Here is a 24,454-nt window from a genome sequence, read left to right on the forward strand (position 1 = left end):
TTTGCCGATTATTCACTGATAACAGCCTGGAGTTGCTATTTATTTGGTTGATTTAGCGACCATGGCGGTTTTTACCGTATTTACAGTGCGTGATGAATGCTGTGGCGAGAACTATGCTTAAGTCTGAGCCAGACAAAGCCTTGTTTGTGATAAATTATATGGATTAATAAACAACACGATTCTTCGCACATAAAGTCAAAGTAATTTAGTAATTGACTATCACGTGTAAGCTAGATTAAAGTTATTCACGTAATAACGAAAAAATTAAAAGGAATTATAATGACATCGTTGACTATGGCAGAGAATACAAGGTTTTTTGCATCCAATTTTACCATCAAGCACACACTGCCTATTACCACAGATGTTTCCATTTTCTGCTTAAACCATACCATACGCGGGTAAAATAACTTCAAATGAAGGTGTGGTTTTTTATGGTATTCCGAAAAGTGTTTGTGAAAAATGGACATACAACCTCTATTCGAGCGCACTTAATTGGAATAAAGTAAATGCAATGGTAACATTGCATGTACCAGATATGCATACTGTCGAAACTCAGCTAAACGAAACCTCAAGTAACAAAGGTTTTAGTGCCGTAGCTGAGTTGAAGAAAGAAAATAACCTTGTTGTAATTGAAAGGCTTAATCGTTTTTTAAAAGGGTACACTGATTGCGATAAAGCCTATCGATGGAGTTTTAAATTCAGTGCAATTAGTAAAAGTAGGCTATTTATACTCATTAATGGTGGAGGGGCAAGTAATTGATATGAAATTTTTAGCGCCTTCTAAATCAGATTTAAGAATGTTTAACACCCATTAAATTAAATTGTTAGTTATTAATACTTACGAAAAACAATCCATGGTTAAGAGATTTCTATGTTACTTACACGAGTAATTGTTTTTTAGTCTGGTGTTTGAGTTTGTTATTGTTTTATTTTTTTTCATTTATATAAATTATACAGGAGTTTTAAAATGGCAGTCTCTTTACAAAAAGGTGGCAATGTTTCTCTAGAGAAAGTTGCTCCAGGAATGACAAATTGTTTACTAGGTTTAGGTTGGGATTCTCGTGCTACAGATGGTGCTGACTTTGATTTAGATGCATCGGTATTTATGCTAAATGCAGAAGGTAAAGTTAAAGCTGATAACGGCTTTATCTTTTTCAATAATTTAGTTTCTGAATGTAAATCAGTAGAGCATACTGGTGATAATCTGACAGGTGAAGGCGATGGTGATGATGAGTCTATCAAAGTTAGCCTTAAAGAGATCCCTGAAGATATCGCTAAAATAGTTGTTGCTGTAACTATCCATGATGCTGAATCAAGAAAGCAAAATTTTGGTCAAGTATCAAATGCATTTATTCGTATTGTTAATGCTTCATCAAATGAAGAAGTTGCACGTTACGACCTATCTGAAGATTACTCAATCGAAACTGCATTGATCTTCGGTGAACTATATCGCCATAACGGTGAATGGAAATTTAAAGCTATTGGTCAGGGTTTTGAAGGTGGTCTTGCACCTTTAGCTCGTCAATACGGCGTTTCAGTTTAATACCGTATACAAATAGTTAATCAATAAATCAGTTGAAATTAATTATAGCTTCAACTGATTTTTTAATATAAAGGATTTAAAATGGCAATTTCATTACAAAAAGGTCAGAAAATTAGTCTTGAAAAGTCTAATGGTTCTACCTTAACAAATATCTGTGTAGGCGTTAACTGGGGAGCTATAGAGAAAAAAGGCTTCTTTGGTAAAAAAATGGTTGCAGTAGATTTAGACGCTAGTTGTGCAGTGTTTGATGCTAACAAAAAACTTTTAGATATTGTGTATTTTGGAAAGTTAAACGCGACGGGTATCCAGCATTCAGGTGATGATTTAACTGGCGATACTGATGGTGATGATGGATTAGATAACGAAGTAATTAACGTTAATTTGAGTGTTTTACCAGCGAATGCAGAGCAGATTATATTTGTTCTTAACTCTTTCAATGGTGATGACTTTAAAACGATCCCGTTTGCGTCAATTCGTTTATACGAAGGGACTCCAGCTCGTGTTGATTCAATACACGCGGTATATGATATTGCAAATGATCCGAAATTTGCGGGTTCTGTATCTATGATCTTAGGAAAATTATATAAGCATAATGGTAACTGGAAGTTTTCTGCGATAGGTGAAACTACTAGCGATAGAAAGCTTGAGCAAACGATCAAAACAGCTGAAAGTAGCTACCTATAAAGTATTTATAGATAGCTAAGGAGTCGTTTAATGGCAATATCCTTGCAAAAGGGTGCAAATGTATCACTTGAAAAAATTGCACCTGGTATCAGTAAATGCTTAGTAGGACTTGGTTGGGATTCACGATCATCAGATGGCGCTGATTTTGATTTAGACGCATCAGCGTTTATGTTGAATGAAGCGGGGAAAATTATATCTGATCAACATTTTGTTTTTTATGGTGCGTTAACTTCACCTTGCTTATCAATAGAGCATACTGGAGATAACTTAACGGGTGAGGGAGATGGTGACGATGAATCAATTAAAATTGATTTATCAGCCGTACCTAGTAACGTGCATAAAGTTGTTATTGGTGTAACCATTCATGATGCAAATGCCAGATTTCAAAATTTTGGACAAGTATCGAATGCATTTATACGTGTAGTTAATGAAAAGACAGGCGAAGAAATAATTCGTTATGATCTATCAGAAGATTATTCAACTGAAACAGCCATCATCTTTGGTGAGCTCTACAGACATAATAATGAATGGAAGTTTAGAGCGGTAGGTCAAGGGTACGCAGGTGGACTGCATGCTATGGCTGTTAATTATGGCGTTAATATTGCCTAGTCGGAGAAAGACGTGTTAGATACAATATTACCATTTATATATATTATTTTGTCGTGTTACTTATTAAAATTTGCTTGCGACACATTTGAGCAGGCCGCAGGGTATTTAGGTCGTAACTTTCCACCAGGTGTTAAAGGTGCGACAGTTAATGCTATAGGTTCTAGCATGCCTGAAATGTGTGTTGTAATCGCTTGTTTATTTTGGTTTAACGACCCATCTCTAGTTATGGTAGCTTTAGGTGTTACAGCTGGTTCAGCTATTTTTAACGGCTGTGTTATACCTGCTTTATCTATCATTATGGCAAAAGATGGAAATGGTAAATCAGTTGAGCATATTGAACTTAATAAACGTGTACTATTACGTGATGTTTTTTGGGTTTTAACCGCAGAAGTCGCGTTAATTGTTTGTCTTGGTTTTAATAGCTTTACAATTTGGATGGCTGTAATATTAAATGTAATTTATTTTTTATATGCGGTTCATTTATATTTCGATGCTAAAAACCACGTAAGTGATGATGACGAAGAATATGAGTATGAAGAAATTGAAGACAGAGGTGTTTTCGCTAATATTCTTACTTTTAACTTTAATGCGTTATTTTTCTCAAATCGCGCCTTTACGGCAACAAGTGCGATAATTGTTATATCATTAGCTATTGCTGTTATTTCTGGTGCTTCTCACATACTTGTTGAAGGTGTTTTAGGCAGTTCAGCAGTATTAGGTGTACCTCAATTCTTTGCCGGTTTAGTTTTTGGTGCAGCAGCATCATCTATACCAGACTTAATTTTATCAGTTAAAGATGCTCAAAAAGGTGATTACGAAGATGCCGTTGCTAATCCATTAGCATCTAACACTTTTGATACGACAGTTGCATTTGCATTACCTTTATTAGCTTGGTTTATAATTAATGGTGTGGACTCTTTACCTCTTGTACAAGATGACAACTTAACAATATTACGTTGGTCTATTGTGGGGATAACGGCTGCTGTAGCTGCGAGCTTATTATTTAATTATAAAAAAGTAACAAAAACGATAGCGTACTTTTTACTTGCGATGTTTACAATTTGGGCTGCGAGTATGTACTTCGTCATTCAATAGGTATTCAATTAGTTTTAATGTGCTATAAGCTTGATATTAATAAAAACTATGGGCTTAAATTTTAAGCCCATTTACAATTATGGTGTATGGATATTGAATTTATAATTTTTATCACTATTTGCTATTTCTTCGTATGAGTACCTCAAATATCTAAATCTTTGCTTTGTTATTATGTCTTTCAGATTACCCTGTATGTTCGTTGAGTAATACAATGGTGTAACATTAGCAATGTTTATATAATTTATGTGACTTATGAAACTGACACGCACACTAATTTAAACACATAATTGACTTATAAATGTATTAAAAACATTCAGTTAAACAGGTGCGTAATTGCAACTGGGATTTTATAAGCATACAGAAAATATAACTGGAAAATATGAAACATATCTATGACATAAAAGCTGGCACCCTCTCGTTAAAAGCCACTGAAGAAAGAACAACATTAGATCGTATACTGACATTTGCTTGTCGAGAAAACCCTAAACGTCATTTCATTTTAGTCAATAAATTAATTGGGCGTTATACCCCAACGGCCCCTAAAATAATGAGACAAACTTATAATCAGTTAGCTGAAAAAATAGGTGAGGGTCCTCAAACCTATGTTGTAAGTTTTGCTGAAGCCGCAACAGGTTTAGGCGCTGGCGTTGCTGATAGTTTAGCCCACTCACAAAATGATGACGTTTATTTCCAACATACGACAAGACATAAACTAGATGAAAAGTTATGGTTTACTGTAGATGAAAAGCACAGCCATGCAGTTGATCATATGTTTTATCAACCAAGTGAAAGCTTATTAAGCTCAATAATAAAGTCTAAACGACTTGTTATTGTTGATGATGAAATTACGACTGGGCGCACTATTAAGGTTTTACTTTTAAAAATACTGCCTTACTTACCTGAGTTAGAAGAAATTGTAGTCACAGCAATTGTTGATTTGATGGGGGAAGAAAACTATTTACGCGATTTGAATTTGGATATACCGCTGCGTTATGTTTCTTTACTTAAAGCTAATATTAGTTTAGATAAGGACCCTGATTTTAATCCTAAACTACCTGAAAAAGTCAATTCTAAGCTGTCTAATGCGGTGTCTGCAAATGATACCGGGCGGTGTGGCTTACTAATGCCTTACAAAGAAAAAATAAAGAGTATAGATACATCTCAAAGTACGGTTGTTATCGCTGATGGCGAACATCAATATATTCCATTTTTATTAGCTGAAAGGCTTGAAAATAAAGGTGTTGAAGTTGTTTTTCAATCAATTAACCGTTCTCCAATATTAGTGTGCGATGCGATTGTAAACAAGCATAAAATAACCACGGTAGAAAACGACGCGGAGCATTATTTATATAACTTCTTCCCTGAGAATAAATCTATATTTGTTGTTAGTGAAAAAAATTATGAAGGGTTAATTTTTACTGAAGAGGTAAAATATCACGAATGGAAATGCTAATAAAACAGACTTCAAGGCTATTTGTTTTTACTGATTTAGATGATACGCTTTTTAATAGTTTAAAAAAAACGGGAAGTGATTTGTCTATTGTTTCAACAACGGACAGTCAAGGTAAAGCTCAGGGATATTCATCGTTGCAACAACAGAAGCTACTTAATATTTTTGAAGCTGCTAATGGGATATTTATACCCGTGACAGGACGAAGAACAAGTTCATTCTTAAATTGTAGTTTACCTACCATTAAATATACACCGTATGCAGTTGTATCTCATGGTGCTGTTATTTTAGATCGAAATCGTAGATTGCTCGATGAATGGCATACATTTATTGACGGGGAGTTTAATTTAGCCGTATGGAAAAGTGAGTTAGTAAGGACGTTTAATCATTTACATGATCATTTTACTGCTTTAGATAATGGAGTGAGAGTAAGGCTTATTGTTGATCAAGGTTTGACAGCTTATATTTGTGTTAAGGTTTCAAAAAATGATTACAGCAAAGATAAAGCGAAAGATGTTGATTCTTTTTTAAAAAGCATACTTCTAGATGACATGTTATTACACAGTAATGGACGTAATTTTGCGATATTACCACCTTATGCCAGAAAAGAAATTGCGGTTAAGTATATTAAAAATAAATTGAAAATAGGGGAACATGATACCGTGTTTAGTATTGGCGACAGTAATAGTGATCTACCTTTTATGAGAGAGTCTGATTTTTTAATTGCTCCAAACGGATCACAAATTTTAGCTAGGGAATAAAACCAATGAAAACACCATTAATTGGTAGTTACCCAGAGTATGATTGCATGTTCTTGTTAAAAAAAATAAAACCAGAATTTCATACTATTGAAGATAAAGAGCGATTAATTCAAACAGGTCAATTACATTACTCTCAGATGGTTAGTCAAGAAAGTAAGCCATCACCTGAATACGAAAAATTATTTCACGATTTAACAGCTAAATATAAGCATAAGTTAGCAGAGGAAATCCTTAATCTATCGTGTTTGATTTCTGAGAATGTTAAGCAAGATGTATGTATTGTTTCTTTAGTGAGGGCTGGAACACCTATTGGCGTACTTGTTAATAAAGGATTAAACAATTACTCAGAATATAACTCAACTCATTACTCAATTAGTATTGTTAGAGATAAAGGGATTGATGTTAATGCATTAGATTATCTGATTTTTGATTTGAAAATACCTCCTCAAAGCATTGTTTTTATCGATGGTTGGACTGCAAAGGGAATCATTACTCATGAGTTAAAAAAAGCGATTGAAGAGTATAATATTAGTCGTAATGTTAACATAAAAAATAACTTATATGTTGTATCAGACATCGGTGGAACTGCTGATTATTCTGTTACTTACGAAGACTATGCAATACCAAGTGCATTAATGAACTCAACTGTAAGTGGTTTAATTAGTCGTTCAGTGATTAATGAACAGATAAAAAAGAATGATTTCCATGGATGTATATCGTATGAACATTTAGCTCAATATGATCATTCAAATTGGTTTGTTTCTGAAATTTCAAACTGCTTTAAAACTGCATATTTTAAATTAGCGACGGCGCCAGATGAGCAACAAAGAATAGCACGTAATCAACTAACGCATAGCTATATTCGTTTGCTAATGAACAAATTTAATGTGGCTGATATAAATAGAATTAAACCAGGTATTGCAGAAGCAACACGAGTAATGTTGCGTAGAGTTCCAGACCTTTTAATTATAAATGATGCGAATAATCCAAATACCGCACATTTAATAACAATAGCTAATGAAAAAAACATTGAGGTATGTGTATTACCTGAAATGCCATTTGGTGCTTGTGCACTTATAAAGGATGTAGATTAGTTATGAAAAAAATAGCTGTATTTGATTTTGACGAAACGTTGGTTAAAGAAAATTCGTTAAGTTTTTTATTTAAATTTTTTTTAGGTAGAAGACCTCTTTTCACTTACCTTTTCCCCGTGTTTGCAAAACAAAAGACATCAAGAAAAACAATAAAAAACTCCATAAAACAGCATTTTTATATGCTTTCTTTAAACGAAAAAAGTAATGAACTAGTATATCAAGCTGGCTTAGATACGGCTGAAAAGCTAACGCCTATTAAGCCTGTCATAGATAGAATGATGAATTTACATGCACAAGGGGTGGAAATTTGGATTATTACTGCCTCACCACAATATTTTATTGAAGGCATTGTGCATAAATTACAATGGCCTGTTGAGAGAGTAATAGGTACATTATTAAAAGAAGATGATAATGTACTAAACGGGTTAATAGGTACAGAGTGTCAAATTGAAGAAAAAGTAGTTCGATTTAATTCGTTAATTGCGAGCGAAAAATTAACGTGTACAGTTGAGGAAGCTTACGGTAATTTACCAGTAGACATACCGATGTTAGATCTTGCTGAAAAAAAGTTTTATGTTAAAAAAGGGCAATTAAGCCCATTTATAAACAACTAATGGAGAATAATATGAGTTTTTGGAATAACGTTAAAGAAAAAATAAGCGATGCAAACGATAGTCTACAAAAGAATATTGGGCAATTTAAAAACAAAAAATTTGCGGATGCTTCGATGGCTATATGTGCTTTAGTTGCTTTTGCTGATGGTGAAATAGACGCAGAGGAACGTAAAAAAACGACTGGTTTTATTATGTCGAATGAGTCTTTAAAAGTTTTTTCTGCGTCAGATCTTAAAGAAAAATTCGATTTTTACTGTAATAAATTAGAAGCTGATTACGATTTTGGAAAAATAGAAGCAATTCAGGCATTAAGTGCTTTAAAAGGTAAGCAAGATCAAGCGCGAGCTTGTATTCAACTGGGTATTATTATTGGCGGCGCTGATGGCGATTTTGACGCAGACGAAAAACGTGCAATCAAGGATGCTTGTAATGCTGTAGGTATATCACCATCTGAATTTGATTTATAAATAAATTACAACAAGGAATATGTAGACGAGGCAATAAGCAAAGATACTAACAAATCAACAATGACAATTATCACCCTGTGTTATTAATTTCTGTTCAGTGCCTTCTCTACTGATTAGTTTTCGTTATTAACTATTTAAGGAGTTCATTATGAGACGTTTACCAGTATACCTATTATTAGACACTTCTGGTTCTATGTACGGAGAGCCAATTGAATCAGTAAAAAATGGATTAGAAACTTTACTCTCTTCTTTACGTCAAGACCCTTACGCACTGGAAACTGCATTTTTATCAATAATTGAGTTTAACAGTAAAGCGGTTCAATCAGTCCCACTTACAGATCTAATGTCATTTCAATCTCCTGAACTTACTCCTTCAGGTACCACATCACTTGGTGCAGCATTAACTTTATTAGCAAATAAAGTTAATGAAGAAGTAAAAACAACGACCCTAGAAGAAAAAGGCGATTGGCGACCATTAGTCTTTGTATTTAGCGACGGAGGTGCAACTGATGACTTTCAACAAGGTATTGATGATTTAAAAGCAACTAAAATGGGTATCATAGTTGCCTGTGCTGCTGGTCATCATGCAAAAATAGATGAGTTAACGAAAATTACAGAGAATGTTGTGCATCTTGAAAATGCAGACTCTAATGCCATTTCGGCCTTTTTTGAGTGGGTATCTGCAAGTATTTCAACAAATTCACAAAAAGTCGAAAATGGTGAATCTGAAGCATCCCAGCTATCGGACCTTCCGCCGCCGCCACCTGAAATTAACTTAGTTGATTTAACCAAAAAGTAGGAGTTTGTCATGAGTCGACGTTTACCAGTATATCTTTTGATTGATAGCTCAGGCTCGATGCAAGGAGAGCCTATTCATGCAGTTAATGTCGGTATTAGTTCAATGCTTACTGCGCTGAGGCAAGACCCATATGCACTAGAGTCAGTCTATTTATCTTTGATTACGTTTGATCGTGAAATCAAAGAGATTTTACCTTTAACTCCTCTTGAAAGTGCACAATTTTCTGAGATTGAATTACCTAAATCTGGTGCTACACATATGGGTGAAGCATTGGAATTTGTTGTTGATAAAGTAGCAAAAAATGTAATTAAATCTTCAGATACTACTAAAGGAGATTTTAGGCCAATGCTGTTTATTATGACAGACGGTTCACCGTCAGATTTGATGGTATTTAAAGAAATACTGCCTAAAGTTAAGGAAAGTAACTTTGCTGAAATAATTGCTTGTGCTGCTGGCCCTAAAGCAAAACCCGAATTTTTAAAGCAATTAACAAATAATGTTGTTGTGCTAGATAATATGGAGAGTTCGGCATTTTCACAATTTTTTAAATGGGTAAGTGACTCTATTGCAGCAGGCTCTATGAGCTCAGGTGTTGATGGGCCGTTAGAGAACTCATTACCACCCCCACCACCGGAGTTTCAAATCGTATTATAAGGAAATAAGATGCGTAGATTACCAATTTTTTTTGTTATAGATATTTCAGAATCAATGACTGGAGAACCAATTGAGTTGATGGAGAAAGGAATCGAAAATATTGTTTCTTCTTTACGCCAAGATCCCCATTCATTAGAAACTGTTTATATTAGTATCATTGCATTTGCTGGCAAAGCTAAAGCAATCGCCCCCTTAGTTGATTTGATTTCTTTTTATCCTCCTAAAATTCCAGTTGGAGGCGGCACTTCGATTGGTAGTGCATTAAATGTACTAATGGATGAAATAGATACTAATGTAAAAAAAACTACATTTGAAACACGCGGTGATTGGGAGCCTATTGTGTTTTTAATTACAGATGGTAAACCTACAGATGACCCAAGTCAGGCCATTATTCGATGGACAGATAAATATGCAAAAAACGTCAGTCTAATTGCTATTACGTTAGGTTTGAATGCTGATGTCGGTATACTTAATAAAATTTCAAACACGGTGTTAGCTCTAGAAAATACAGATAAAAATCAATTTTTTAAATTTATTGAGTGGGTGAGTGCCTCGGTCAAGGCGCAAAGCCAAATGATAGAGCTAGACAATAAAAATTCACCAGTTTCTTTAGATAAAGTTAATAACGCGGGTTTAAAAGTCATAGGCACTACCTCGGAACTTAATATCTCAGATTCAAGTTGCGTAACATTGACAGGTCGTTGTTCAAGTAATCGTCGTCCTTATTTAATAAAATACGCGAAACCAAAACTAGTTGAAGGTATGGAGCGGTTTATTAAAAATCATCAATATTATCATCTAGAAGGTGCTTATAAGTTAGAAGAAAGCTATTTTGATTGGTCTACTGATAATTATGTTGCAGAGCAAGTTGATACATCTTCCCTCGATGGTTTTCCGCCTTGTCCTCAATGTGGTAATCAGTCCGCTTTTGCAATGTGTGCGTGTGGTAAATTGCTATGTGTTGGTGACGAAAACATTGTTACATGTCCCTGGTGCGAAAAAAACATTAAATTTAATGAAGGAAGTGCCGATTTTTTAATTACACGAGGGCAGGGTTAATGAGTAAAGTAAAACTTGAACAAGCCTTGTTAAATCTTTTATTGCAAGCCTCACATACAAACACAAAGCAATCGTTTATTCAAAAGCGAGCAAACCAGTATTTAGATAAAACTGTTGTACAGCATCATATAAATGCATTGCTTAATGAGCTTATACCGTTGGTAAAAAGTAATAAAAGTATCGTGCGTCTAACAACTGTTGAGGGCGGAAAATTGCATAAAAAAAAGAATAATTTAAGTGTAAATAAAAAAACACCGCCTTTGGTCATTAATATTCGTTTGCCTAATGTTAAAGTAAATACGTTGTTTTCAGAGTTGATATCTCTGGATCATGATACTGATGCAAAGGTAAGTTTTTTTCAAACTAAAAGTATTGATGAATTCGAGGGGTTAGAATTTGATACGGAAAAATTAGCATTATCTGGCATGACTGATCAAGTTGGCGATCATCAGTTTGATTTATACGGTTCAATACCACATTCAAATGGAGAGGTTCAGAGTGTTGTTTTAAGAGTTAAAATAACTTTTGTACCAGATCCTAAGTCACTTTGGAAAAACATCCCTTCGGATGAAAGTGCACGTTTTCATAAACCAGATACGCATCATTCATATTGCGAAAATAATCGCATGTTATTAATGGGAAGTAGTGTAAGAGGGCGTTCACATGCTCACAAAGGTATTCATCGTGATGATGATTTTAAAATTTATTGTAATGAATCATCTGAATGGGTTATTAGTTGTGTTGCTGATGGTGCCGGTTCGTGTAAATATTCTCGCCAAGGCGCATTTGCTGCCGTAGGTAATGCAACTGACTCGCTTAAAGAGTCTTTAACAGGGCATTATGGTATTGAACTTGAGAATGCATACAACGACTTTTCTATTAATAAGAGTGAAGAAAATCAAAAATCATTATTAGAGGCTTATCAGCATACTATTGTAAAAGCCGTATTTAACGCTGCAAAAGCGATAAATAGCTGTGTTGATACAAGTAAAGGCGATAGCGCTAAAGATTTTTCTACGACGTTAATACTTGCTGCGCATAAAAAAGTTGAAGGTGGTTACCTCGTTATCTCTTTTTGGATCGGTGATGGTGGTATTGTAATCTACGATAAGAATAAAAAAGTAATCTTAATGGGAGAACCTGATAGCGGTGAATTCGCAGGACAAACTCGATTTTTAGATAATAAAATATTTGAAGATGGCAGTGTCTACAGACGGGTTAGAATCGAAAAAGTTGATTCTATGAGTGCACTTATTCTCGCTACTGATGGGATTACAGATGCGTGGTTTGAAACTGAAAAACAACTAGACTCATTACCTCATTGGGATAGGTTATGGGATGAGGTAGAGCCACATGTTATGCACAAAAATCGTGAAGATGGTTTACAAGGTTTAACGCAGTGGATGGATTTTTGGTCTAAAGGAAATCATGATGATCGTACAATTTCTATTTGCCTAGTTAAGGAGTGATTTATGGCAGTAGTTAAAATAAATGCACTTGATGGCGCTGAGGTTCAATTTGTTGATGAAATAATTGGTTCAGGGGCAATGAAAGATGTGTATTTTAGCCCTTGTAAATCTTATGTAGTCGCTTTTTATAGAGACAAACTTGACCATGCAAGTATAGAACGGTTAGAAATGATAACGGGTCGGTATCGCGAAAGTATTTTTGGGCATGATAAAGGTGCTTACTGGAAAAGTTTTTTTTGTTGGCCAGAAAAAATAGTTGAGTATAACGGTAAAATAGGCGTTGTTGTTCCATCTTATCAAGCGCATTTTTTCTTTGATTATGGTTCGGTGAATAATGACTTTTTAAATATTAAAGGCAAAGAAAAGCAAGGTAAATGGTTTGCATCTGCAAATAATCAGAATCGATTTCTTGATAACCGTGAAAAAGGCGATTGGTCTAAATATCTAAAAATATCACTAACTATTGCCAGGGCTGTGCGCAGGTTACATGCCGCTGGACTTGCTCATTCAGATTTAAGCTATAAAAATGTACTTGTATCCCCAGTAGAAGGACTTGCAACTATAATTGACGTTGATGGGTTAGTTGTGCCGGGAAAATATCCACCAGACGTTGTCGGTACGCCTGATTTTATTGCACCTGAGGTTGTGGCTACAGCGCATTTACCCAAAGCAGACTCAGCAAGGTGTTTACCTAATATATCCACAGATAGGCATGCATTAGCTGTTTTAATCTATAATTATTTATTGTTACGCCATCCTTTAAGAGGCGATAAAGTTAGAGATCTAGACCCTCAAAAAGATGAAATGTTATCAATGGGAGAGCAAGCTTTATTTGTGGAACACCCTACAAACACTGATAACAGAATAAAAATAGAAAGAGTAAAAGCAACCGAATTACCTTGGAAAGACACGAATAAACTCCCTTACTCAATTACCGGACCTTATATAAGTAAGTTATTTGAAAGGGCTTTTATAGAGGGACTTCACTCGCCTCAAAGCAGACCCACAGCAGATGAGTGGGAAAGCGCACTAATTAAGTCTATTGATTTGATTCAGCCATGTGTTAATGATAATTGTGAGCAAGGCTGGTATATTTTTGATAACACCCTGACTCCTACATGTCCTTTTTGCAACACTAAGTACAAAGGCTTGCTTCCTGTTATTAACTTCTATTCAGAAAGAGAAAAAGGCCGCTTTGTTTCTGATGACCATAGATTAATGGTGTACACGAATCAATCATTATATCGGTGGCACACTAACCGTTTTACTACTCCTAATGAAAGGCTGTTAGAAAGTGATAAAAAGCGACAAGGATATTTTGTTTTTCATAACCATGCTTGGTATTTAGTGAATGAAAATATGCCTAACTTAATAAATGCCACAACAAAAGAAGCTTATGTAATTGGTAGCCAAATTGAAATTACAGACAGTATTAATTTATTAATTGGTAATGAAAGAGGTGATCGATTATTGAATATTCAAATGGTCGATAGTAAATAAAGGAAAAGTATAAACCATGCATTTGAACAATAAAATAATCATTGCTAATAAATAGCAGTTATCGGTTTAATAAAGCACTCGTGGTGACGTTTACCTACTTAAATTAGTCACACTAAAATTTTCTATAGGACGGAATATGATAAATAAAAAGGGATTATTCGCTGCAGGAGCAGGTATTGGTGGTGCAGTTAGTGCAATATTGGCAAATATTTTAGGTATTCTTGATTCACCTTTTAGTAGTTGGGTTTTAACAGGTGCAATAGATGCGGCTCTCATAGGTGCTTTTCTTGTTTATGTACAAAATTATTACCAAAGTAACTCATGGAATAACACAAATAAAGTACTCAACGGAGCATCCAAAGGGCTCGGAATTGGCGCCGCGGGTGGTTTATTAGCATTTTTATCAATGGGCATTTTTTCTGATGAGATTGGGAGGCTAGTCGGTTGGAGTATTAGTGGGGCGGCAGCGGGTTATGTTGCTTCATTAAAAGTTCCAAATTTGAAAGTACAAGTAGCTTTAATCGCAGGCGCGATTGGTGGTGCAATTGGCCTGATTGTAATGAACCTTGGTTTAAGTTACACAATGGGGGTTGTTGTAACTGGAGCTGTAATTGGTTTAATGGTCGCAACTTCAGAGGAAGTATTCCGTAAAGCATCAATCAACATTACTTTAAAACCAATAAACGCTGGGATCTCCTTAGTAAAGCCACATAACTTTAATCTAACGCTTGGCGCAGATCCTATTTCCGTTGGGTTTACAGATGACATGGATATTAACTTAACAAGTGAAGGTATAACAGTGCAAAAACAAATTGGCAGTATTACTGTTGAAGGTGACAACGTTTTTTTTAACTCAAGTATTGATAATAAAAAAGTTGAAATTACTCACGAAAAGACATTTTCTGTTGAAAACTGTGAAATAAGATTACAAGCTATAACTTAAGTGGTTGTAATTTTTAGAGTTACCATATATTCAAAATGTAAATAGGGACTACATATTGAAATGTGCTTTAATTGTAAAATGATTCCTTGTATTACTGTTGCCTTGGCATCGTTTATTTTTCGATGCCTCTTCTAATTAAATCATCATATTACCTGCACCCAGCTAGTAGACTCGTAAGTATTTAGCCAGCGGTACATCCTCTTTTTATTTAGGAGATAATCATGGGTATTCATCACATCACTAATTTAATGCTATGAAGTGCTCAGTTATTTTATTTTGTGTACATACGACGTATGAAATACCACTCAAATATAATGTATAAAAGCAAATAGCTATGTGTACTTCAGTGACAGCACAATGGGAAAATTAACTTTACTTCACCAACATTCGAGTAATTAAAGTAATAAACAATTGTTTGTCTGGAGGTTATTTTCAGTACTAACAGCATTTAATCTACTGTCATAGCTCTACTACTAAAAACTTTAACAGGAGAGCGTAATGTCTATTTATATTTTAATATGAGTACACGGCTAACCCCATTAGTAAAAGTTCAGGTTAATTAACATCCACCAACTAAAATCGATTGAAACATCCAAATTTTAGATTCCGAAACCAAAAAAATACAATTTCAATAAGTTGATTTAAAAGATTTTTAAATATTTATTAATTGATTGTTAAATATTTTTGTTGATATGTTTGACTTCGAAGTCTATTCTGGGTGAGTACATTTCAATTGCTATATTTGTATACTATAAAAAATTGAAATGTAGGTATGGGGAGAGCTACATAAGATTTAAAACCTGGGAGCATAAAAATAATGACAACTAAATTTACACGGACCCTCGTTCATTTCGCGGTTACTAGCGCTATTGCAGCGACAACAATGAACGTTTACGGTGCGGATCAAACATCAACAGAAACGCAGGTACAAGCTAAAGAGCCTACTATTGAGCGCATATCAGTAACAGCAAACAGGCGATCACAAGATTTACAGGAAGTATCATCATCAATTACTGCATTAGGAGAGGCTGATATTGCTCGTGCAGGTATTATTGATGTTACGGGACTTGAACAAGTCGTTCCTGGGTTACGCATGGGATCATCTGGCGGGGAAGTACGCCCAGCAATGCGCGGAGCACGCACCAACGAAGTAGGGGTTGCAGGTACAGGTATTGCAGAGCAAATAGTGGGGATATTTCAAGATGGTATTTATGTACCTACAACATCATCAGGCTTAGGAGCTCTTGTTGATGTGCAACGTATTGAAGTGTTACGAGGACCACAAGGAACTCTATATGGCCGCAATACATTTGCAGGTAGTATAAATATTATTACCAACCAACCTGTTTTTGACGATTTACTGGGGAGTATAAAAGTTGAGACGGGTGGTTATAACCGAAGTGCCTATGAAGGTATTATAAATTTGCCGGTAAGTGACACTGTGGCAACACGTTTCGTTGTGGCATCTGATCGCCATGATGGTTACATTAATAATTTAGTTATTTCTGGCCCATCTGATGATCTGCGTGAGAAAAACCAGTTCTATGTGCGTAACGTTACTAAATGGGAGCCAAATGATGCTTTTAATGCAACAGTACGCTTTGATTATGCGAGGAAAAACTCCAATTCAGAAGCTATTTGGGGTTATCAACAAATAGCAGGTTATCAAGTAACTGAAACGTCGCCTGCCTCAGGCGTGTTCAACCCTGAACCAGTTATTACACCTGGGCATATTTATCAACCAGGTGATGCGCAACGTGACGATCTTGGTCCTTATGACGTTTATCGCAATGGCTTTTCATTAGATAAACAAGAGAGCTTTTCTACAACAGTTGCACTTGAATGGTATACGGATTTTGCTGATGTGAAATGGACAACGAACTATTCAACGCTCAATGGAAAACAGTATTACGATAACGACTATAGTGATGGCGGCCTTGATTTTGTCGGTGGGTTCGGGCGTCAAGATGATCAAAAAACATTATCTTCTGAACTTCAGTTTGCATCAAACAATGATTCCGATCTTTCGTGGATTGGTGGGCTTTATTACTTTGATCAAGAAGCTGATTGGAGTTGGTTATCCCATGCTGATACAACAGGTGATGGTATTTCAGATTCAGTGGTTGTTCCTTCATGGGGGAATCCTGATTATGATCCGCATACCGCTAAATCATTTGCGGCTTACGGGCAGTTGCGTTACCAAATTAATGATGAGCTACGTATTGTTGGTGGCCTGCGTGTAAATAAAGATGATAAAACATTTACAGGCGAAACCATACCTGATTGGGACGATTCAGCATTGTTATACAAAGCGGCAGCTGAATATGATGTAAGTAAAGACATCATGATTTATGCAAGTGTAGCAACAGGGTATCGAACAGGAGGTGCTAATGACTCACGTGTTGTAGCCCGTGGTGCAGATCCTCTTTATGACAATGAAGATGTGATTTCTTACGAAATGGGTATGAAAAGCTATTTACTTGATGGGGCAATGCGTTTAAATCTTTCTGTATTTATGAATAAGTACGATGATGTAAAAGCACAGTTATTTGCTACTTCATGCAACGACACAACAACGGGGGAAACTGTTCTAGAGTGCGTGTCTGCTGGCAGTGCTACTACGTTTGAGTATTATGAAAATGGTGGCGATATTGAAACTAAAGGCCTTGAAGCAGACATTCAATGGATACCTATTGATAATTTAACGCTGACAGGCACGCTGTCATTACTTGATAGCGAGTTTGCGGATGGTTTTGCTGTTGGTAATGAGCAATTACGCCCATTGTTAGGGCTAGGTAATCAAGGTGGCCGTCAAGATATAAATGACAATAACAGCCAATTTAGTTTTGCAGGGTGGCGACCAGCTATGGCACCTGAATATAGTATGGGGCTTTCTGCTCGTTACGAATTTAGTTTAGGTGGTGAGTCGTACTTAGTGCCATATATTCAAATGAATTACTTAGATGATTATTACGCATTTGATACGAATATACCTGAAGTGCAAGTAGATGCGCATTTAATGGCTGACGCCCGCTTAACATGGTACATAAACGACAATGTACAAGTAGAAGCCTATGTTAAAAATATAGGTGACAAAGCAATACTAACACGTGGCGTAGTTCATTCAAAAATTGTAGGTGCTCTGCCTGCAAACTCAGTTCAGGCGAATTGGAATAATCCACGGACTTGGGGAATGAGCGTAAAATATCAGTTTTAAATTACTCAGAATATAATCATTAACTCAATATTAGCCAGCTATTACCTAGCTGGCATTTTGCATATGGGTCCATGGTTATAATGAAAAGCATCGCATTATATGTGTTAAGTGTCCCTAAGCAGAAAGTGTACTATTTAACTCTGGCTAAGAGGTTTATTAACAGATTAATTTACGGTCTGAATGTCAGGCAAGTTACTTGTAATTAACCATCTTTTATAACCACATGGATGTAGATAGCGGGCGTGATCAATATGTTTAGGCCACTAGGTCAAATGTCACGTAGCGATTAATCCCCCTAGGAAGAACCCTTTGGGCAGCGCATGTTTGGCATTTATACTGCGTTATCGCCTATTTATGGGGAACAACCACACACCATAGGCGCTGCCTTGCCTAAATACCAAATAGACTGCTGAAAATCAATCACGAAAGGTCAACACGCCCTAGGTTAACAGATCTTAGTTTTTTCAAGTCATTTTATTGAATAATAGAAATTTTACTTAGTAGATGAAAAGAGGCAAGAATGCGCTCACAGAGCGCACAAAGTGAAAAGAGTTAAAGATCAAACTGCTGATTTAAGGCTAAGGTGTCAAATTGCATCACTTCACTGGATATTTGATTATCGGTGATGCAAATAATACTGAGCATCTGTTGACGAACACGAATGTGTTTTGTATTAAAAGTTCCATCCAATGTCCAACACACCACAGCTTGATTAAGGTGTGCATCAAACTGAACTGTTTCTAGCTGTGCATAGCGTCTACTTAGTGTTTGTGATAGCGCGAGATGATGATCAAACAGTGCATTTTTAGATTGTATTTCGTTATTACCTGCAAGCACAACCGTTGCATTTTTAGTGTACAGGTCTTCAAAGTTAGCTAGGTGATTCTTTTGCCAAATTTGCCACCATGTATCTAATACTTGAGCTGTTAGGCTTGTTAGTGAACAAATAGCACTAGGGATCGCGTGGAAGGTGGTTGGATGGAGTTGATTATCTAAATCGCTCACTACGATAGGATCACTTTTCGGTAACTTTGGGCTCACTGTAGTATTGTTTATAACGCTCTCGCTACTGTATACATTGCTAGCAAGTAACAGGGTATCAATTACGCATTTTACAGACTTGATAAATGTACCGTTGTGCTTTATTACAAATGATAAGCGTACTGGGTTTTGCAGCTTTTTAGGCTGTAAAACGAGTTGTAAGGTTTCAAGTTCGCCGCCTTTATTATGGGTTTTACTGAGTAGTTCTGATACCCCATATTGCGCTAAAAAGCTGAGCCAAAGAGGGTGTGCTTGTAGTGAGCCCATGGCTGTAAAGTGATGTTGTTGCCAGCGGCTACTGCGCAGTAGTTTATTGCTTATTGTTTGAATATCCGCTTTTGTATATAAATCGATAATTGCATTGATCATGCATTTACCTCCTGATTCTGGCTATGTAGTAACTGCGTTTTAAATAAGTTTGTGTATAAGGCTATCTCATCAAAAACGGTCACCTCTTCAATGATCTTTTCGTTTTTGATACGTAAGTGTGATGCGCCTAAAAGAAAGTAAGGAAGATTTTTCAGCTTATTTAATTCACTACTTTGTGGATTAAAATGTCCAGCGAGTGACCAGCGTATAGCAATATCGTCGCTATCATTTTCAAATGGTGTAATAGCCAGATGATCAATCGTTAATTTTGCGTCAGGACAATTGGCAAAAAACTGTATAAATGTGCCATTCATTTGCGCAAGACCCCTGGCCATTCTGCCACTAGGCCATTGTTGTGTGGCATTTAAGCTATAAAACTCGTGTATTTTTGAAAATTGTTTTTGATTAAATAAAGTGTCGAGCCAGTTATGAGCAAAAGCTGCATGATCTCCTTTTAAAATAGGGGTGCTTGAAGTGCGGTGCTCAATTGCTTGCACACGAAAAAACTCATCTTCAAGCCATTGCATATGCTTTTCTGTACTTGGTATTTTGGCCATGTGTTTGGCTACATCGATAATATTTAAGCCAAGTTGCTTAACCAAAAAACCGTTATCGCGTACGAGCCACTCTTTCACAATTTGATTTTTATAACAGACGCAGTCAGCAATTGTTGTGACGCGACCTGTTTTATTTGTAGCAGGGCCAAATTCTGAGTTGCCAGTATTTGTCATTACACTACTAATCAAGTGCGATGAATAGTAGTGATCATTTTCTTCTTGTGAAAAAATGACATTTTCGCCAATTAGGCTCCTATCAGGGAATGCGGCAATGGTTTTAAGTGTGCCTTGAATAACATCTTCAATGTTTTCGCTGTATCCGCCAAGAGTAAAAACAGGACATATATCAGCGTAATAGCGATAGCATAATCCAATGTTTTTTTGCTCCCAAATACGATGCGTTATCCGTAATATATAATCAACAATATCAACAAATTCCTCATCAAAGCCGACAAGCGCTTGCTGCTTTTTAATTTGCGGATTTAATATACTAGATAAAGGCAGCCAGTATGGTTGGGTTATAGTGCTATGTGTGTTCATTAATACCTCTTAGTTAGCTGCAGCTATTTTGTTTTTCATTTGCTCGAAAATATCAATACCCATTCCATTAAGTAAGTGAGGGATATCTATAGCCACCCAGTTTTCTTTTAAAACGCCGTTCTCGCAACGCCAAAAATCCATAACACGCGGGAAAAGCTTATTTCCTGATGCAGGCAAACCTAACCAGTCATTACCTGTGTGCGTACCATACATATGCGGCCAGCCGCCAGTAGCAACGAAGTTATTGTGGCTGATCAAACACAATGTTTTATTAATCCCACGATCAGGAAAGGCTTTCAAAAAGGGCGCTTGGTGATGCTCTCTGAAACCGCTAATTCCCCGTGTTGTCCCTATCGCTGCAGGACCGTACCAAATGAAATCTGGGTGCCAATATTTTTCAAGGTTAATACTGTATAAATCTTTCCCGTCATATCGGCCAAGTTCGCTAAGCATATCAATCACAAGTTGTTGATTGGTATTGCTTAGTTCACTGTCTTTAGAAGATTTTAGAACGCCATCAAGGGTCGAAGGTGGCATAATTAAACCGCTATACCCCAAGCTAGGTCGAAGTGGATTAACACCAACTTGATTCATTACATCTATTAAGTCTAAAAAAGTAAAAACATTTACAATTTGGTTGTTCTCAAGTTGAGCCATTTCGCTATAGCGAATAAAAATACTTTTGCCACTAGGAGGAATGCCGCAAAGTGGTTTTACAAATGTGCCGGTAAAATAACCCGTGGCACATACCCACTGCTGCTTGTTATATTCGCCTTGGATAGAAATAAATGGTTTTCGCTCAATATCAGGTAATGAGTTTTTAAGCACACCAAAGTAGTTATTTATAACATTTTTTTTTGAAGTAATAGGTGTAAATGGATGGCTTACTTGCCACTGAACGTTATCAGCTAATAGCGCTTGATTTTGCAATTGTGCTGCACTGAAATTTTCAAAAAGTTGTTCTAAAATATTCATTTTTTCACCTTATACAAAATATTCAAATAACATTAGAGACGTGAAGGTCAATACAAAAAAACCAAGAAGCCAATAATTAATTGAATCGAACTTACCTGGGACTAAATACCAGCCATTTTCTTTCTCGGGGCGCTTTTCGTCTTTAAACACTTTTAGTTGACCTTTAATTGTGTACTCATTGTATTCCTGTTGAAAACCATCAATAGCGATACTTAAAGCTATGCTAAATACCACACAAGTGAGAGCACCAATTGCGCAGTACCAAGGCCATGCTATATCGGTATACAATGCACATAATGCGACAGTTACAAATGAGATCAAAGTGCCAATGAGTAGACCTTTTTCGGTTGCATGTTTAGAGAAAAAACCTAAAGCAAACATGCCAAGCTGAGCACCCACAAAATAAGAACCCACTTTAGTTAGAATTTCTAAAATTGAGCCTTCACTATAAAGATGATACATAATTGCAGGCACAATGATGATGATTGCCCAACCAAGGGTGAATAAGCGAGTAGCCCCTAAGTAATGCGCATCATTTTTATCGGGGGCAAAGTATTTTTTGTAAAAATCGATAGTACTAATAGTCGAAAGTGAATTAAGCGCAGAGTCTAGGCTGGACATAGATGCAGCCATAACTGCAGCAGCTATAATTCCCATTAATCCAGGGAGGCCGTAATCCGCTGCAAACTGTAAAATAATGAGGTTGTCATTTTCAAATGTGCGCCCACCATAGTAGCTATAAAACAACACACCCATAAAGATAAAAAATAAGTAAATAAAGAACGCAATAAAACCCATTAGTAAATACGACTTTTTGGCATCACCAATGTTTTTAGCTGCAAGAGTACGTTGCACCATCATTTGATTAGTGCCGTAAACGGTGATGTGATAAAGCGACATAGCCAATACCCCAGACCAAACCGTGGTAACTTGCGTAAAGTCGAATGAGAAATTAAGCGGGTCTAGTTTACCTTGTGTTTTTAGCTCACTAAGCGTTGAGCTAAATGAGCCATCCATCGATGTTATTAATGCATACATAATAATGCCTGCACCTATAAATAATATGGCGGATTGAATAACGTCAGTCCATATGACCGCCGTTATCCCTCCTAGCATGGTGTAAACTAGCGCAATGATAGTTACTAAAAATATGGCTGTAACTACGTTTATATCTACGATAAAAGCGAGGACTAAAGAGGTTGCATATAGCACAGCTGCTGAGCCCATTGTTTGTGAGATGAGCCAAATAGTAGAAATTAATATACGCGCTTTTTTACCAAATCGTCTTTCTTGGTATTCATAGATAGAGGCCACGCCAGCATTATAAAAAAATGGAAAAAATAAACATACAACGGCAACAATCACAAGAGGGTAGTTTAAATGTATTGCAATAACAGACAGGCCTTCTTTATAGGCCCATGCCGGTGCACCTAAAAATGTCAGCGCACTGACATAAGTTGCTACCACAGATATACCGATAGCCCACCAAGGTGTTGTTTTTCTGCCAATATAAAAATCATTGGCACTACTTACTTTCTTACTTATTACAAACCCCAGTACTAGGTTTGCAAAAATGTAGCCTATGAGAATGCTCCAATTTAACACTCCAAAATCATTCATAATTAATCCTGTTAGATTAGGTATTACGGGCTGAATAGCCTATTTATACTTTTTATTTTGAATCATCATGAATCACTTTGACTTCGAAGTCAATTGTCATTAGTATTATTTTAAACCAATATATAACTCACTATTAACAGGCTTTTCATTACTTTTGAAATAACATACATTCTGAGAATAGGTATTTATTTTAGTTCAAGAGTATAAATTTGACTGCGCAAACATTAAGGCAACATCATGATAGACACAATTAATAATAAGCAATTTATTCGTCAATTTCATGCCGCACTGGAAAAAACACAAGGTAATGATTTAAATGATTTATTTAATAATTATATGGCTGATGACTACCGTTTCAAAGGCGTTCATCCTTTTAACGAACTAGACAATATTAATGGAGTAATTGAGCAAGTTTGGCAGCCTTTATTTCATTCTTTTAAAGCATTGCAACGCCGCGAAGATATTTTTATTGCAGGACAAAGCGAAGCCGATGGTGGTGAATGGGTGATGAGCATGGGGCATTTTATGGGGCTATTTGATCGTGATTGGCTCGGTATTGCACCTTCTCATAAACTAGTGACAATTCGCTACGCCGAATTTAACTGCGTTAAAGACGGTAAAATTATTCAAACTGGGTTTTTTGTTGATATTATAGGCGTAATGCTGCAGGTAGGTTTAAATCCATTACCGCTCTCTACAGGGCAATATTTTACCTATCCTGGGCCGCGCACTCATGATGGAGTACGTTTAGGCGCCGGTAGCGAAGAACAAAGCACACGGACAATGAACTTGGTTAATCAGATGATTGATAACCTTACTGCATTAAATCAAAGTGGTGTAAATAGTTGTCCCCCAGAAGTACTTGCTAAAACATGGGATAAAAATATGGTTTGGTATGGCCCAGCAGGGATTGGTGCAACGTACACAATTGAGCGATACCAGCAACAGCATATGTATCCTTTCAGAGAAGGGTTAACCGGTAAAGTATTTAATGGCCATATTTGCCGCTTTGCAGAAGATGAATATGCATGTTTTTTTGGTTGGCCTAATTTAACAAATACGGCAATCGGTGGTTTTTTAGGGTTGCCAGGAGCAAATACACCAGCAGATATGCGCGTTGTTGATGTGTATCATCGTGAAGGTGATAAGCTGGTGGAAAACTGGGTAATTATTGATTTACCTTACTGGTTAAAACAACAAGGTTTAGATATTTTGCAACGCACACAAAGTATCGCTAATCCATATATGTAATACCGAACGACTTAAATATTTAATTATTACAGCGGGCTAAATAAAGCGCTAACTGCGTTAGTCATTTATTATGTACTACTGCATGCATGAAGGAGATAAAGCAATGCAGGAGTAATTGGCGAGAACAACTGCATGCCAAAATA

At 36.2% G+C, this 24,454-nt stretch carries 22 protein-coding genes; 18 read left to right on the forward strand and 4 right to left on the reverse strand.

Features of this window, described 5'->3' with window-relative positions; translation table 11 throughout:
* The first annotated feature begins 511 nt into the window (after window positions 1–511).
* From HH219_RS00455 to HH219_RS00535, 17 genes are all read left to right on the forward strand, one after another.
* On the forward strand, window positions 512–760 hold the full coding sequence (locus tag HH219_RS00455) for a hypothetical protein (RefSeq protein WP_169326309.1): 249 nt from the start codon (window positions 512–514) through the stop codon (window positions 758–760).
* 207 nt (window positions 761–967) lie between these two features.
* Window positions 968–1,543 (forward strand): TerD family protein, encoded by a 576-nt coding sequence (locus HH219_RS00460; RefSeq protein ID WP_169326310.1) that lies wholly within the window; start codon window positions 968–970, stop codon window positions 1,541–1,543.
* 81 nt (window positions 1,544–1,624) lie between these two features.
* On the forward strand, window positions 1,625–2,227 hold the full coding sequence (locus HH219_RS00465; RefSeq protein ID WP_169326311.1) for a TerD family protein: 603 nt from the start codon (window positions 1,625–1,627) through the stop codon (window positions 2,225–2,227).
* A 30-nt stretch (window positions 2,228–2,257) separates the two neighbouring features.
* Window positions 2,258–2,836: a TerD family protein gene (locus tag HH219_RS00470; RefSeq protein WP_169326312.1), complete on the forward strand. Its 579-nt coding sequence runs from the start codon at window positions 2,258–2,260 to the stop codon at window positions 2,834–2,836.
* A gap of 12 nt (window positions 2,837–2,848) precedes the next feature.
* Window positions 2,849–3,931, forward strand: coding sequence for a sodium:calcium antiporter (locus HH219_RS00475; RefSeq protein WP_169326313.1), 1,083 nt, complete (start codon window positions 2,849–2,851; stop codon window positions 3,929–3,931).
* A 379-nt stretch (window positions 3,932–4,310) separates the two neighbouring features.
* Window positions 4,311–5,384 carry a phosphoribosyltransferase domain-containing protein gene (locus HH219_RS00480; protein ID WP_169326314.1) on the forward strand — a complete coding sequence of 358 codons (1,074 nt, stop codon included), beginning with the start codon at window positions 4,311–4,313 and terminating at the stop codon, window positions 5,382–5,384.
* Complete coding sequence (locus HH219_RS00485) at window positions 5,372–6,142, forward strand: HAD family hydrolase (protein ID WP_169326315.1); 771 nt, start codon at window positions 5,372–5,374, stop codon at window positions 6,140–6,142. Before HH219_RS00480 ends, HH219_RS00485 begins: the two co-directional genes overlap by 13 nt.
* A gap of 5 nt (window positions 6,143–6,147) precedes the next feature.
* Window positions 6,148–7,236 (forward strand): cysteine protease StiP family protein, encoded by a 1,089-nt coding sequence (locus HH219_RS00490; RefSeq protein WP_169326316.1) that lies wholly within the window; start codon window positions 6,148–6,150, stop codon window positions 7,234–7,236.
* Between the two features lie 2 nt (window positions 7,237–7,238).
* Window positions 7,239–7,850, forward strand: coding sequence for an HAD family hydrolase (locus tag HH219_RS00495; RefSeq protein WP_169326317.1), 612 nt, complete (start codon window positions 7,239–7,241; stop codon window positions 7,848–7,850).
* Between the two features lie 11 nt (window positions 7,851–7,861).
* Entirely contained in the window at window positions 7,862–8,317 is a 456-nt protein-coding gene (locus HH219_RS00500) for a tellurite resistance TerB family protein (protein ID WP_169326318.1), read from the forward strand.
* A 148-nt stretch (window positions 8,318–8,465) separates the two neighbouring features.
* Entirely contained in the window at window positions 8,466–9,116 is a 651-nt protein-coding gene (locus HH219_RS00505; RefSeq protein WP_169326319.1) for a VWA domain-containing protein, read from the forward strand.
* A gap of 9 nt (window positions 9,117–9,125) precedes the next feature.
* Window positions 9,126–9,770: a VWA domain-containing protein gene (locus HH219_RS00510; protein ID WP_169326320.1), complete on the forward strand. Its 645-nt coding sequence runs from the start codon at window positions 9,126–9,128 to the stop codon at window positions 9,768–9,770.
* A 9-nt stretch (window positions 9,771–9,779) separates the two neighbouring features.
* The gene (locus tag HH219_RS00515) at window positions 9,780–10,829 is read left to right on the forward strand and encodes a TerY-C metal binding domain-containing protein (RefSeq protein ID WP_169326321.1); all 1,050 of its coding nucleotides are present in this window, start codon (window positions 9,780–9,782) and stop codon (window positions 10,827–10,829) included.
* A complete protein-coding gene (locus HH219_RS00520) occupies window positions 10,829–12,298 on the forward strand; it encodes a PP2C family serine/threonine-protein phosphatase (protein ID WP_169326322.1) in 1,470 nt (489 codons plus the stop codon). Before HH219_RS00515 ends, HH219_RS00520 begins: the two co-directional genes overlap by 1 nt.
* Before the next feature lie 3 nt (window positions 12,299–12,301).
* Window positions 12,302–13,798 carry a kinase gene (locus HH219_RS00525; protein WP_169326323.1) on the forward strand — a complete coding sequence of 499 codons (1,497 nt, stop codon included), beginning with the start codon at window positions 12,302–12,304 and terminating at the stop codon, window positions 13,796–13,798.
* A 136-nt stretch (window positions 13,799–13,934) separates the two neighbouring features.
* Entirely contained in the window at window positions 13,935–14,741 is an 807-nt protein-coding gene (locus HH219_RS00530) for a hypothetical protein (RefSeq protein WP_169326324.1), read from the forward strand.
* An 817-nt stretch (window positions 14,742–15,558) separates the two neighbouring features.
* Window positions 15,559–17,958 carry a TonB-dependent receptor gene (locus tag HH219_RS00535; RefSeq protein ID WP_169326325.1) on the forward strand — a complete coding sequence of 800 codons (2,400 nt, stop codon included), beginning with the start codon at window positions 15,559–15,561 and terminating at the stop codon, window positions 17,956–17,958.
* 552 nt (window positions 17,959–18,510) lie between these two features.
* On the opposite strand, the gene HH219_RS00540 is transcribed toward HH219_RS00535, so the two are convergent.
* The 4 genes from HH219_RS00540 to HH219_RS00555 are packed head-to-tail and all read right to left on the reverse strand — an operon-like array spanning window position 18,511 to window position 23,060.
* The gene (locus HH219_RS00540) at window positions 18,511–19,368 is read right to left on the reverse strand and encodes a hypothetical protein (protein WP_169326326.1); all 858 of its coding nucleotides are present in this window, start codon (window positions 19,366–19,368) and stop codon (window positions 18,511–18,513) included.
* Window positions 19,365–20,465, reverse strand: coding sequence for a nuclear transport factor 2 family protein (locus tag HH219_RS00545; RefSeq protein ID WP_169326327.1), 1,101 nt, complete (start codon window positions 20,463–20,465; stop codon window positions 19,365–19,367). The genes HH219_RS00540 and HH219_RS00545 overlap by 4 nt, the downstream gene beginning before the upstream one ends.
* 9 nt (window positions 20,466–20,474) lie before the next feature.
* Window positions 20,475–21,440, reverse strand: coding sequence for an ester cyclase (locus HH219_RS00550; RefSeq protein ID WP_169326328.1), 966 nt, complete (start codon window positions 21,438–21,440; stop codon window positions 20,475–20,477).
* 9 nt (window positions 21,441–21,449) lie between these two features.
* Window positions 21,450–23,060 (reverse strand): sodium/solute symporter, encoded by a 1,611-nt coding sequence (locus HH219_RS00555; protein WP_169326329.1) that lies wholly within the window; start codon window positions 23,058–23,060, stop codon window positions 21,450–21,452.
* Between the two features lie 237 nt (window positions 23,061–23,297).
* On the opposite strand from HH219_RS00555, the gene HH219_RS00560 reads away from it, so the two are divergent.
* Window positions 23,298–24,311, forward strand: coding sequence for a nuclear transport factor 2 family protein (locus HH219_RS00560; protein WP_169326330.1), 1,014 nt, complete (start codon window positions 23,298–23,300; stop codon window positions 24,309–24,311).
* The last annotated feature ends 143 nt before the right edge of the window (window positions 24,312–24,454 follow it).

The sequence above is a fragment of the Pseudoalteromonas sp. NEC-BIFX-2020_015 genome, from assembly GCF_012952265.1.
Taxonomy (GTDB): domain Bacteria; phylum Pseudomonadota; class Gammaproteobacteria; order Enterobacterales; family Alteromonadaceae; genus Pseudoalteromonas; species Pseudoalteromonas neustonica.